Origin of the sequence: Pseudodesulfovibrio sp. zrk46 (assembly GCF_012516435.1) — a bacterium.
GTDB lineage: Bacteria > Desulfobacterota > Desulfovibrionia > Desulfovibrionales > Desulfovibrionaceae > Pseudodesulfovibrio.
Genome location: NZ_CP051216.1, coordinates 727,513 through 740,151 on the forward strand (window position 1 = coordinate 727,513; position 12,639 = coordinate 740,151).

Genomic DNA, 12,639 nt, shown 5'->3' on the forward strand with positions numbered 1-12,639 from the left:
TTTTGGATGATATCAGGTTACGCAGCTACAGGACGAACCTTACCCTTGAGCGCTGTCACGAGCATGTACACGATGGGCGTGTCGCAGGCGGCAATGAGCAGCTTCACGAGCCACTGGCCAAGGATGACATCGCCCACCGGGAGAATGCCATAGAAGGCCACGGTCACGAAGATGGTGGAGTCGATGAGTTGGGAGACCATGGTGGAAAGATTGTTGCGCAGCCAGAGGAAGCGACCGTTGGTGCGATCTTTCAGCAAGTGGAAGAGCCAGATGTCGTGCTTCTGACTGACGACATAGGCCAAGAGGGAGGCGGCCACGATGCGCGGGGTGTTGCCGATGACTCCAGCAAAGGCCTCCTGATTGTGCCAGAACGGGGCGGCAGGCCAGGCAACGGCCAGCCATGCGATGGCAGTGATGAAGATGAGGGTGACGAACCCGCAGGTCACGGCTTCGTTGGCCATCTCCTTGCCCCAGACTTCACTGATGACGTCGGAGACCACGAAGGTCAGAGAATATGCCAGTACCCCGGCGGGAACGGCGAGGCCGAAGACGGTGATGATTTTGCTGGAGATGACAGCAGCAATGACCAGCCCGCCGATGAACAGGCTGAGCAGCAAGGCATACACCTTGCGTTCGAAGGTTTCCATGTTTTCTCCCTTGGATTGAACTGTCCAAAAGTTAATACGATTCATCCGCTTGGGGGAAAGACTGTCCCCGGCGGCACCATAGTGTTTCGCAGGACTTGCCATTGTCCCCCGGAAAAGTCAAAATGCGCCCCGCTTTTCCACATCGGAACAAGGAGAAAAACATGTCCAAAAGCCAAGACCAGACCGGCCACCTGAAGACCCTCGGTGAAGGCGGTCAGACCAAATATCAGATGGATTCGCCCCACGCCGGCATCCTCGAAGCATTTCCCAACAACTATCCGGACCGCCCCTACGTGGTGTCCATTTCCTTCCCGGAATACACCTCCCTCTGCCCCATGACCGGCCAGCCCGATTTCGGCACCATTGTCATGGAGTACATGCCGGACCAGAAGATCGTGGAGTCCAAGAGCTTCAAGCTCTACATGTTCGCCTACCGCAATCACCAGTCCTTCATGGAGACCCTGACCAACAAGATGCTCGACGATTTCGTCGAGACCCTCGATCCCCTCTGGTGCCGCGTCAAAGGCATCTTCGCCCCGCGAGGAGCCACCGACCTGCACGTCTTTGCCGAGCATTTCAAAACGGATTCCCCGCGCATCGACGAGGTAAGAGCCATGGTTTCCGAGTGGAAACAGGAAGCGAACAGACACGGGGCGTAACTTCTCTCGCCATATAAACGAAAAAGCCGTCTCTTAGACGGCTTTTCTTGTTTGTGCTTCAGCGGCCCAGACACCCTGCTCTATTATGCTCACGAACAGAAAAGAGTTTTTCGCTGACCATGGTTTATTTTCTCCATGGGCATGGTATGGAAAGGTAGGTTCAAAGGCTCACGCTCCTCCCCGATGAACGGGAGAAGCCCCCTCTTAAAGGGAAAGCGAATCAACTGCCTTGAAATATCTCAGGGAGGAACACCATGGAAGTACGAAGAAGCTATTGCGGGCTATGCCACCCTCGCTGCGGCATGCTGTTGCATATTGATAACGGCAAGGTCGTGAAAATCACTGGCGACCCGGACCATCCGATCTCTCGCGGCGCTCTTTGTGAACGTGGCCGACTGATGCTGGACCACATCTATCACCCCGACCGCCTGAATTATCCGCTGAAACGCGTCGGCGAACGGGGCGAAGGCAAATGGGAGCGGATCAGCTGGGAGCAGGCTCTGAATGAAGTGGCCGAGAAGCTCTCCAAGCTGCGCGAGGAATTCGGGGCCGAGACGCTGACGTTCACCCACGGCACAAAGCGGACGTACCACTGGGACTGCCGCCGTTTCTTCAACCTCTTTGGCTCCCCCAACACCTGTGGCGTGAATACCATCTGCATGTGCCCGAGTTACGCCACCGAATATGCCACCTATGGCGGCATGGTCATGGGAAGCGACATCGTCCATTCGCAATGTGTCGTCATGTGGGGATGCAACGCATCCAAGTCGAACCCGATGGGCCTGACTCCAATGATCGCAGCGGCACAAAAGAACGGCGCCAAGCTCATGGTCGTTGACCCGCGACGGACAAAAGAGGCTGAAAAGGCCGACCTGTGGTTGCAGATTCGCCCCGGCACGGACCTCGCTCTGATGCTGGGCTGGATTCGCCACATCATTACGAACGATTTGTACGACAAGGATTTCGTTGCCAATCATACTGTCGGCTTTGACGAGCTCAAGGACGCCGTGGAATCCTACACCCCGAAAAAGGTCGAGGAGATCACTTCGGTTCCGGCGGCCCTCGTGGTCGAATCCGCCACCATGTACGCGACAGCCGCGTCGGCCGTGATTCCCTTTGGCCTCGGTCTGGACAAACAGGGCGTGAACTCGACACAGTGTGCCCGTGGTCGAGCCATCTTGCGCGCCATCACCGGCAACCTCGAAGTTCCCGGCGGCGACATCTTCAGTCAGGCAGCCAATGTGGGCAAGGTCCACGACTGGGAATACCTTGAATTGAACGACATGATGCCCCAGGGCCAAAAGGCCAAGCAGCTCGGCGCGGATAAGTACCCGTTCTTCGGCTTCCCCGGCTGGGAGCGCAACTATGCCGCCAACAAGAAGCTGCCCCAAGGCTACGCCATGCCCCCTGAAGCGTGGCATTCAAATCTGGCCCACGCCAGAGAGGTCATGAACGCCATCATTACCGGGAAGCCATATCCGGTGAAGGCAGCCATCACCCTGGCGAGCAACCCGCTCCTCTCCCTGCCCAATACGCAGCAGGTCTTCGAGGCGCTCAAGGCGCTCGACCTCTATGTGGTCATGGAATACTACATGACCCCCTCGGCAGCCATGGCCGACTATGTTTTCCCGGCGTCCACCACGGTGGAACAGCCGGAGATCTGGTTGACCAGCGGGTTCTGCGTCGCCTGTCCGCAGGGGATCGACCCAATTGAGGAACGGAAGGACAGCTACTACTTCTACAGGCAATTGGGACTGCGACTTGGTCAGGAAGAGCACTGGCCGTGGGAGACCATCGAAGACGTTTACGACCACTGCCTCGAACCTGTCGGACTGACATTCCAGAAGCTGGCCGAACAGAATGGCCTTTTTGGGGAGATGGAGTTCCGTCGATACGAAAAGTACGGATTCGGTACACCCTCAGGTAAGGTGGAACTCAAATCGTCCATCTTTGAGGAGCTGGGCGCCGACCCGTTACCCGTGTATCACGAGCCTGTCTGGAGCCCGGAGAGCAAGGAGCCTGAGCTGACGGAAGAGTACCCGCTCATCCTCATCACCGGCAGTCGCTTCATGCCCATGTATCACTCCGAGCAGCGGCAAATCGAAAAGGCACGCAAGAAAGTGCCCGATCCCCTGCTTTCGATCCACCCGGACACGGCTGCCGAGCTTGGCCTCGCAGAGGGAGACTGGGCAGTCATCTCAACCCCGTCCGGTTCCATCCGCCAGCGGGTCCACATCACGGATGTGATGCACCCGAAGATGGTCGACGCACAGCACTCCTGGTGGTTCCCCGAACGCAACGAAAAGCTGCCAGACCTGTTTGGCGTCTTCGAATCCAACGCGAACATGCTCTGCCCTGACGCTCATGAATTCTGCAGCCCGGAAATCGGCAGTTGGCCACACTCCGCGCTCATCTGTCGGGTTGAAAAAGAACAGTAGGCTAAAAATATACACGGGGCGTACGTAATCCCTTGAACAATAACAATGGCCGGACTTGCGGATTTCTCCCGCAAGTCCGGCCTTCAAATTTTCCGGTACTATCGGTTACTAGCTGCGAGTCCGATCCCGGCGCCGATAAACGTGCCGCCGATGACCTTCTTCACATACTTCCCGACCTTTGCCTTGGAGAAGACGGAGATCACTTTCTGCCCGCTCACGGCGTAGATCATGAAGCAGACAAATGCGATCACAGCGCAAATTCCCAACAGCACACTGGACTGAGTCATATACGCCATTTCCGGGTTAATAAACTGGGGGAATATCGCGGTGAAGAAAACGATCGCTTTCGGATTTCCCGCTGTCACCAAGGCGCCCTGCATGAACATTTTTCTCGAAGAAACACGCTCCCCGGCCTGCCCGGTCTCGTCTTCTGAAATCAATGCTCCTGAAGACAGGAGAAGTGTCGCACCGATATACACCAAGTAGGCTGCGCCCGCCCATTTGACCAAGTGGAACACGGCCTCCGATGCAACCAGAATGGTTCCCAGACCGGCAATGGAGATCGAGGCCTGAATCAAGGTGACGACAACATTGCCAAGGGCCGATGCAACAGTTTTCCTTGCCCCGTACTGCATCCCGTGGGTCAACGCCAGCAGCATGCTGGGACCGGGAATAATGGAGGCAACAAACACCGTTACAGAGAACAAAAGAACAAAGTGAAATGTCATTACAGCACGCCCATTGATTGTTTCTGCCGTGAATCGGTCACGGTCATCGATTGGTAGAACCCCTGTGATTAGAGAAGAAAGATATGGCCATGAACCCCACGAGTCAAATCCCCTCACTCAATATTCATCAAACATTTTTGGGTCCATCTAAACATTTCTTTATATAACTATCATGGAAACCTGCTACTTAGCTCCTATTCTATAGCAAAAGACGCGAACCAGCAGCAGGCTCTCACATGGCACAGAAGCACGACATCGACACGCTGAAAGAAAAGATCCATGCCCTTGAGGATGAGTTGGAATCATACAGGCGGAACCTGTCTGACCGTTCCAGCAAAATTGATTTCCTGCAGGAGGTGCTGGACCAGTCACTGGCCAAGGTCTACGCCCTTGATGGCGAGCAGTTCACCTATGTCAGCCGTTCTTTTGCCCGGGCATTCGGCTATGACTCCCCCTCGGAAATCGTCGGGAAAATTCCGATCATCGAACTCGTCGCCCCGGAATGCAGGAAGCTGGTGGCCGAGAATCTGCGCAAACGCAGTAGCGGCCGGACGCGGGAGATGCACTACACGTTCACCGGGCTCCTCAAAGACGGCTCGTACAGCATGGTGGAGGTACAGGGAAGCGCCATGCAGGTCGGCACCCAGAATCAGGTTGTCGGCGTCATCGTGGATGTCAGCCACTACAACAAGATCAGTAACCTCGCCTATTACGACGCCCTGACCGGCCTACCCAACCGGGTGCTTTTCGCCGACAGGCTCGAGGCCGCGGTGATGCTCGCAGAAACGACAGGCGGGAGCTTTTCCCTGATGTTCATTGATCTGGACGACTTCAAAAAGGTGAACGACTCCGTCGGCCACGCGGCAGGAGATTTCGTGCTCAAGGAATCAGCCAACCGCATGATCGAACAGATCAGGCAAGGCATGGACACCGTGAGCAGAATCGGCGGCGACGAGTTCGTCGCCATCCTCGGCGAAACCGGCTGCCGCGACCACTGTGCGGATCTGGCCGGAAAGATGATCAAGGAACTCGAACGCCCCATGCCGTTCTGTGACCACGACATCAGCGTCAGCGCCAGCATCGGCATCAGCGTCTTCCCCACCGACGGCCACGACGCCACATCCATCATCAAGGCCGCGGATATGGCCATGTACAAGGCCAAACGAGGCGGCAAGGGGACGTTTGCATTTTATGACGGCTCCAACCGCCTGAAGTGCTCTTTAAAGTAAGCCCACAAAAAAGGCCGCCCCAAACGGGACGGCCTTTTATTTTCTATCGCATCTATTCGGATTCAACATGTAAAGGAACTTCACGAAACACCCTTGTCATAATCCTCCGATTCAACGTCATAAGCCCCTCCCAACTCTTCCCGAAGTCTCCGAAAGAGACTTTCTCCTTCCAATTGAAAAGCTTGCCATAACAGCTTATCCGCACGTTTGGAGGAAAAGCCTGAATCGGGTGGATACCGTTGGTCCAAAGTAGACTGAAAAATTCTATCCCACTCTGCAATGTCGTGCTTCAAGTCGTCACTAATAGGCAATGTTTCTGGATCGGTTGGCTCACCGCAGCCGTCTGAATCATCTATCCAGATGGGATGACACATCCATTCTAAAAAGAAACGCATTCTTCTCAACACACAAAACCCCACACAGTTATGATATCTTCATCTTATGAGCGATTATCCAAACCGTTTTCTAGACGTTTTTCCCGAATTAAATCTCTGCTCTCGTCAACATGGCGTTTCAACTTTTCCAATCCAGATATAACTGATGCATATATATCTTTATTCTCTTCTTTATCGAGAAATTTATCTGGATGTTCGTTATGCCACTTAATTGCTTCATCAATCGTCATAATCCATTCATCGACATTCCCGCCGATGTATCCATTCATGGTCGGGCCGACAGTATGTATTAAGGATGCAAACAGGGCGGGATCTTCTGATGCTTTGAGCGAAGGATTTGCTTTCAGATAGGCTCTAAAGCGAATCTGTCCTACATAGAACCACATCACACCTTTCTGGAAATCCCCCTCTGAAAACACTTTTGAGGCTTGAGTAAAATAATTCCCAGGGTGTCCTTTAACCAGTGCACTTTCAACTTCAGATGGGCTCATGCTTGAAAAGTCTGAAGGGGTAATTATGTACTCTGCATTCAAGCCTTTTTTCGTGGAAGTACAACCGAAAACCAAAAAGCAAATCAACACTAAAGCAAATCTTTTCATGCTCAATCTCACAGGTTTATTTAAACAAGAACAGATTGCTGCCATAGTTCTACATTTTACGCAAACCGCCCAATATTCTGCCTTCTTAATAATAAAAAAAAGGCCGCCCCAAACGGGACGGCCTTTTCTATTTCTATCTCAACGATCCTAGTTGAAGATCGTTCCGATTCGATTGAAACGGATATCGGTGAGGGAGCCCCAGGACCAGTAGATGATCAGAGCCTTACCCACGATCTTTTCGCGCTTGACCGTTCCCCACCAGCGGGAGTCGAAGGAGCCTTCGCGGTTGTCACCGAGCATGAAGTAGCGGCCTTCGGGGATGGTGTAGGGACCGAAATTGTCACGGATGGGCTGCATGTCTGCCTTGGTGTGGCGCACGTAGGGCTCATCCAGCGGCTCGCCGTTGATGTAGACCACCTTGTTCTTGATCTCCACGGTGTCGCCGGGCAGGCCGATGACGCGCTTGATGTAGTCCTTGGTCTCGTCCTCGGGGAACTTGAAGACCACGATATCGCCGCGCTCGGGGTCGCCCACCTTGTACAGCACTTTGCCGTCAGTGGTATCGAGCCAGACATTCGACGGCAGGCGCACGTCGTAGGCGAACTTGGTCACCAACAGGTGGTCGCCGATCTGGAGGGTATCCAGCATGGAGCCGGACGGAATCTTGAATGCCTGTACGATGAAGGCGCGAATGACAAAGGCCAGCAGCAAGGCCACAACTACGGCCTCGATGGTGTCCCGGAACTGTTTCATGGAATCATGTGTCATGTATATATGTCCTAAAATCAGATGAATAAAATCAGAGTCGGAGGTCGCCTTCGGCTCCATTGTCAGATGACGTCGCCTCCGGCGGCCAAAGGGCTATACCCTTTGGAATCCCTTTCGTGCCTTTGGCGTGGGCCAGTCTATGCTTATACTCAGTTAAATCAAGTTCCCATTTTTTTTGCACACACCCCACCCTCGAGCGAAGCGAGCTACAAAAAGTTTATGAGGGTGTCGGGAACCCTTTACAAAGGGTTCCTGACCCGTCGGAGACGCCCGTCCGGCGAGGACCCGCCGGAGGCTTCTCTTATTCCTCGTCTGCCTTCAAGACAGAGAGGAATGCTTCCTGCGGGATCTCGACGTTGCCCATGCGACGCATGCGCTTCTTACCTTCCTTCTGTTTCTCGAGCAGCTTGCGCTTACGAGAAATATCACCACCGTAACACTTGGCGGTAACGTCCTTGCGGAAGGGTGCGTTGCGCTCCTTGGCAATGATCTTGTTGCCGATGGCGGCCTGAATCACGACCTCGAACATCTGGCGCGGGATGGAGCGCTTCAGCTTGAGGGCGAGAGAACGACCGATGCGCTGCGAGTTCTCACGGTGCACGATGCAGGAGAAGGCATCCACGGGATCGCCGTTGATCAGGATGTCGAGACGCACGAGGTCGGCGTCGCGGTAATCGATGATCTCGTAATCGAGGCTGGCGTAGCCCTTGGTGGAAGACTTCAGCTTGTCGAAGAAATCGTACATGACCTCGGCGAAAGGCATCTCGTAGGTGATGACCACGCGGTTTTCGGTGATGTACGCCATGTCCTTCTGAATGCCGCGTTTCTCTTCGCAGAGGGCGAGCACCGCACCAACGAACTCGTTGGGCACGTGCACTTCGAGGCGCACGAAAGGCTCGCTGATGCGACCGATCTTGGTCGGATCAGGCAGCTTGGACGGGTTGTCGATGGTCAGGACTTCGCCCTGCACGTCCTCCACCTCGTAAATAACCGAGGGGGCGGTGGTGATGAGCTTGGCCTCGAATTCGCGCTCCAGACGCTCCTGAATGATCTCGATGTGGAGCAGACCGAGGAAGCCGCAACGGAAGCCGAAGCCGAGCGCCTGAGAAGTCTCGGGCTCGTAGCTGAAGGCGGCGTCGTTGAGCTGGAGCTTTTCCAGCGCGGCCTTGAGAGTTTCGTACTCACTCGGCTCCACCGGATAGAGACCGGAGAAGACCATGGGCTTGACCGGCTTGAAGCCGGGGTACGGCTCGGTCACCGGACGGGCAGCATGGGTGATGGTATCGCCCACGGGCGCATCGCCCAGCTCTTTCATGGAGGCGCAGAGGAATCCAACCTCGCCGGGCCCCATGGACTTGATGTCCACGGCCTCAGGCATGAACGCACCGAGTCGAGTGACTTCGAAGTCCTTGCCGGAGGAAAAAATTCTGATCATGTCTTTCTTCTTCAGCGTACCGTCGAGGATACGGAAGAGCACGACCACACCCTGATAGGAGTCGTACCAGGAGTCGAAGATCAGGGCCTTGAGCGGCGCGTCCGGATCGCCCTTGGGCGGCGGCAGCATGTGAATGACTGCGTCCACGACATCCTGCACGTTCAGGCCGGTCTTGGCAGAAACGGAGATGGGGTTGGAGCAGTCCAGCCCGATGACCTCTTCGATCTCGTGGCTGATGCGTTCCGGATCGGCGCTGGGCAGGTCGATCTTGTTCAGGACCGGGATGACCTCCAGGTCGTTGTCCAGCGCGAGGTACACGTTGGCCAGCGTCTGGGCCTCAACGCCCTGGGTGGAGTCGACCACCAGCAGCGCGCCCTCGCAGGACGACAGCGAACGGGACACCTCGTAGGAGAAGTCCACGTGGCCGGGCGTATCAATAAGGTTCAGAATGTATTTCTCGCCGTCGCTATCGGTGTACGGAATACGTACGGTCTGGGCCTTGATGGTGATGCCGCGTTCTCGTTCCAGTTCCATTTTGTCGAGGTACTGGTCTTTCTTGTCTCGGTCGCCGACCATGCCGGTCAGTTCGAGGATGCGGTCCGCCAAGGTCGACTTGCCGTGGTCGATATGGGCGATGATGCTGAAATTGCGGATTTTATCTATTTTGCTCATAGTTCTCATAGCTAAGAGGTTTCATGTCATAGGCAATACGGTAAGACCCCATCGCCGGGCATGTGGAGTGGGTTGTAAAGGATTTGGGGGTGGTTGTCTAATATATATGGGCGAGCTTATGAAGCCATGATTGCATAAAAGCCGCACTGACAAAGAAGGCCTCCCACTGAATACACCAGCGAAAGGCCTTCTTTGTAATCGGAGGGAAAAGCTCTACGCCGTAGCTTTCCGGCGAAGGCCGACGAGTCCGACAAGGCCGGACCCCAGCAGCCAGACAGCACCGGGGAGAGGAGTCGGTGAAGTTCGTTCTTCCAACGAGTTGAATCCACTTGCACTCTTCAGAAATCCCAATTGTGTAGACAGATACATGGGGCCAGCATAATTTTGAAACACAGCAGCATCCATAGCACCGCTAATCAAAGGCTCTGGTGTGTAAAGGTAAAAATATGACATGTCGTCAATGGCTACCAAAAGGTCGGTGAAAACGTATTCCAGCTGCATGATGCCAGTGTTAACCGATATTCCTCCGAATATGGAGCCATCACTATCAATGTCTGGAGAGTCTGTTACCCAGCCGGTAAAAGGAGCAGAAATCGGGTTTGTTTCATACTCTGTAAACGTCCCAGAGAAATCATAAATTGTAGCGTGTGCGCTCCCTACCATGGACATCACGACAGCCAGCGACATAACAATCCGAACCAGTGACATTTTCATCTACATATCTCCTGAACAATCAACACAAAGTTGCAGCGATTACGCGTTCATCTTCCGACGCAAACCCACGAGTCCGACAAGGCCGGACCCCAGCAGCCAGACAGCGCCGGGGAGAGGAGTCGGAGCCGGGGCGTCTGCCGAGGTCACGACGATGTCGATGTCTGCATCCAAAATATTACCCGGACCTATACCATACATAAATTCATATATAGTCCCAGTGTAAAGAGGCTCTAAATCGTCAACATTGGAGAAGCTCTCAAGCCCATATGTAGTAGGCCAGTAATGATCGACCAGCTTTACCATACCATCAATCATTAGTGTCGAAGTCGCACTAGAAACACCAGCTACTGTAACAAACTGAGAAAAACTCACATCCACAAGGCGCTCGATATCTCTCCCATAATCAGAGAAAATCGTCAGCGCCCCACGAAACATGATATATTCCTGTAAATTGGTCGCATCTAAGGAAACCCCGTTATCGATGCTCCTGCTTGAAAAGATTCCGCTATTAAGAGAGTTCCCCGAGAACTCAATATAGTAGGCCTGCGCAGAGCACGGGATTGCCAGAATGACAGCAACGATGAGTGTGTAGACGAGCTTCATAAGTCCTCCGATAAAATTTTATCGACTTATGCATAAATCACACCCATTTTAATCTGCTGTGCAAAAACAGGTTGTTATTGAGGTTGCGTTGGGAATGGTGGCGGGGAGTGGGGATTTTTCTGGATTTATTGGACAATAGAGGAGGTCGGCCTTCGGCCTCCGATTATTGGAAGATTCCTGCCGGAGGCGTCCTGCGCGGACGGCGGTTCTTTTTTGGCTGAGCCGCCCCAAAAAAGAACGAAAAAAGCGCGGCTTTTCTAGCTTGGCCGCCCGGCGTGAGCGGCTGAGAATCTGATCCAAATAGAATGCCTTGAGCCGCGCTGCGCGACGTTCGTCGCTGCCCGATAACCTACGGCCATGGGCGGCATTCGATTTGGTCAGCTTCTAGGCCACTCTCTTGAGGGCTGGGAAAGTTGACCTGTTCTGAACTCAAATATTGACAACTTGTTATCAACAATAAAAATGTATAAGAATCTTAATAGACAGTTGAGGTGAGTCGATTTGAATTCCAGAAAAGTAATAGCAGATAGACTCAATTTTGAGTTCTCCAAACGTAATTATTCATCACACGATGTCGCCAAACTTTGTGACATCGATGAGATTCTTGTTGATAATTACCTAAACGCAAAAGCAGAACTCAAGGTTTCAGAATTAAAAGAAATCTGCTCATGCCTTAACTTCAATTTCCTTTATTTACTCAAATCGAACTATCAACCGACTTCGGTCAGCTTTAGAAACATTGATTCCGAGGCCAAAACATTTGCATCAGGAATAGAGAACGCCTTTCACATTGTTAAAGAACTGATCCCCAACATCAACGAATCAAAAATCAAGCCACAGAAAAACTATCCAACTGAATGGCTAGAACTTATCGTTATTGCAAGGAATCACGTTAATGCAGTAAAAAAAGAATACAACAATTCGTTAAGTTGGGCATGCACGATGCTCAATGTTACTTTCTTCACTTCCAAATCTGATATTGATGTAGACGGTTTTTATCTTACTGATAATTCGAAAAATGCAATATACATAAATACAAACTATCCACCGTGCAGAATACGTTTCACCATCGCACATGAGTTGTCACACCTATTATTCGACCATGACGCCGCAGTCAGCTCCGACAACCTGAAGTTCAATCCATATTCAAAGAATATTGACAAGAAAGATATTCCTGAATTCCTTGCAACAAAGTTTGCTCAATTCTTTTTGATTCCATTTGAAAAGGCTAATCGTTGGGCCATGCAGTGGCCTAATAATATTGACCTCGATGATGTACAAAGAACTATCTTTGAGAACAAAACCAGTGTTGATGTAGCTATCAATGCTTTATATGATTTATTGTACATTTCTGGAAAAACAGAACAATACAAGAACATCAAAGAGAAACTTTCTCACCTTTACTCAAGTAGTGACGATGACATCTTAACTCTTCTAAAACGGAACAAACAAAGATTTTCTAATATCATTAGTGACAATAAAGACTCTTTCTCAGAATCTGTCTATTCTCGTATTGAATCTGAACTTGAGCTATGACTATGACAACAGAACACTTCTTAGACTCTTCTTTTGTTTCCCAGCTGTATAGAGTAGACGATACTTGTGAACTGCTAGCATGGATTCCCACATTATTAGAAAAAGAATGTTTAGTTTCAACGGACCAGTTTTACAAAGGAAAATGTAATCAATCAGATCACTACTGTGCTGTTTTAGAAGATAAAGTTTCTGAGGAAGATGCAATCGACTTTTGGA

11 protein-coding genes are annotated in these 12,639 nt (G+C 52.2%); 4 read left to right on the forward strand and 7 right to left on the reverse strand.

Going from position 1 to position 12,639, the window contains the following annotated elements; translation table 11 throughout:
- Window positions 1–17 precede the first annotated feature (17 nt).
- Window positions 18–647, reverse strand: a complete 630-nt coding sequence (locus HFN16_RS03405) for a queuosine precursor transporter (protein WP_168889359.1) — start codon at window positions 645–647, stop codon at window positions 18–20.
- Between the two features lie 161 nt (window positions 648–808).
- On the opposite strand from HFN16_RS03405, the gene queF reads away from it, so the two are divergent.
- Both queF and HFN16_RS03415 read left to right on the forward strand, forming a co-directional pair.
- Window positions 809–1,306: a preQ(1) synthase gene (gene queF, locus HFN16_RS03410; protein ID WP_168889360.1), complete on the forward strand. Its 498-nt coding sequence runs from the start codon at window positions 809–811 to the stop codon at window positions 1,304–1,306.
- Window positions 1,307–1,560: 254 nt separating this feature from the next.
- The gene (locus HFN16_RS03415) at window positions 1,561–3,744 is read left to right on the forward strand and encodes a molybdopterin-dependent oxidoreductase (RefSeq protein WP_168889361.1); all 2,184 of its coding nucleotides are present in this window, start codon (window positions 1,561–1,563) and stop codon (window positions 3,742–3,744) included.
- A gap of 98 nt (window positions 3,745–3,842) precedes the next feature.
- Here HFN16_RS03415 and HFN16_RS03420 read toward each other — a convergent pair whose 3' ends face one another.
- A complete protein-coding gene (locus HFN16_RS03420; RefSeq protein WP_168889362.1) occupies window positions 3,843–4,472 on the reverse strand; it encodes a LysE family translocator in 630 nt (209 codons plus the stop codon).
- Between the two features lie 236 nt (window positions 4,473–4,708).
- Between HFN16_RS03420 and HFN16_RS03425 the strand changes: the two genes are divergently transcribed.
- Entirely contained in the window at window positions 4,709–5,701 is a 993-nt protein-coding gene (locus HFN16_RS03425; RefSeq protein ID WP_168889363.1) for a sensor domain-containing diguanylate cyclase, read from the forward strand.
- A 439-nt stretch (window positions 5,702–6,140) separates the two neighbouring features.
- Here HFN16_RS03425 and HFN16_RS03430 read toward each other — a convergent pair whose 3' ends face one another.
- From HFN16_RS03430 to HFN16_RS03450, 5 genes are all read right to left on the reverse strand, one after another.
- On the reverse strand, window positions 6,141–6,695 hold the full coding sequence (locus HFN16_RS03430) for a hypothetical protein (protein ID WP_168889364.1): 555 nt from the start codon (window positions 6,693–6,695) through the stop codon (window positions 6,141–6,143).
- Between the two features lie 147 nt (window positions 6,696–6,842).
- Entirely contained in the window at window positions 6,843–7,463 is a 621-nt protein-coding gene (gene lepB / locus HFN16_RS03435) for a signal peptidase I (protein WP_168889365.1), read from the reverse strand.
- A 301-nt stretch (window positions 7,464–7,764) separates the two neighbouring features.
- Entirely contained in the window at window positions 7,765–9,570 is a 1,806-nt protein-coding gene (gene lepA, locus HFN16_RS03440) for a translation elongation factor 4 (protein WP_168889366.1), read from the reverse strand.
- 213 nt (window positions 9,571–9,783) lie between these two features.
- Entirely contained in the window at window positions 9,784–10,284 is a 501-nt protein-coding gene (locus HFN16_RS03445) for a VPLPA-CTERM sorting domain-containing protein (RefSeq protein ID WP_168889367.1), read from the reverse strand.
- Window positions 10,285–10,323: 39 nt separating this feature from the next.
- The gene (locus tag HFN16_RS03450; RefSeq protein ID WP_168889368.1) at window positions 10,324–10,887 is read right to left on the reverse strand and encodes a VPLPA-CTERM sorting domain-containing protein; all 564 of its coding nucleotides are present in this window, start codon (window positions 10,885–10,887) and stop codon (window positions 10,324–10,326) included.
- Between the two features lie 501 nt (window positions 10,888–11,388).
- On the opposite strand from HFN16_RS03450, the gene HFN16_RS03455 reads away from it, so the two are divergent.
- Window positions 11,389–12,423 carry an ImmA/IrrE family metallo-endopeptidase gene (locus HFN16_RS03455; protein ID WP_168889369.1) on the forward strand — a complete coding sequence of 345 codons (1,035 nt, stop codon included), beginning with the start codon at window positions 11,389–11,391 and terminating at the stop codon, window positions 12,421–12,423.
- Window positions 12,424–12,639 lie beyond the last annotated feature (216 nt).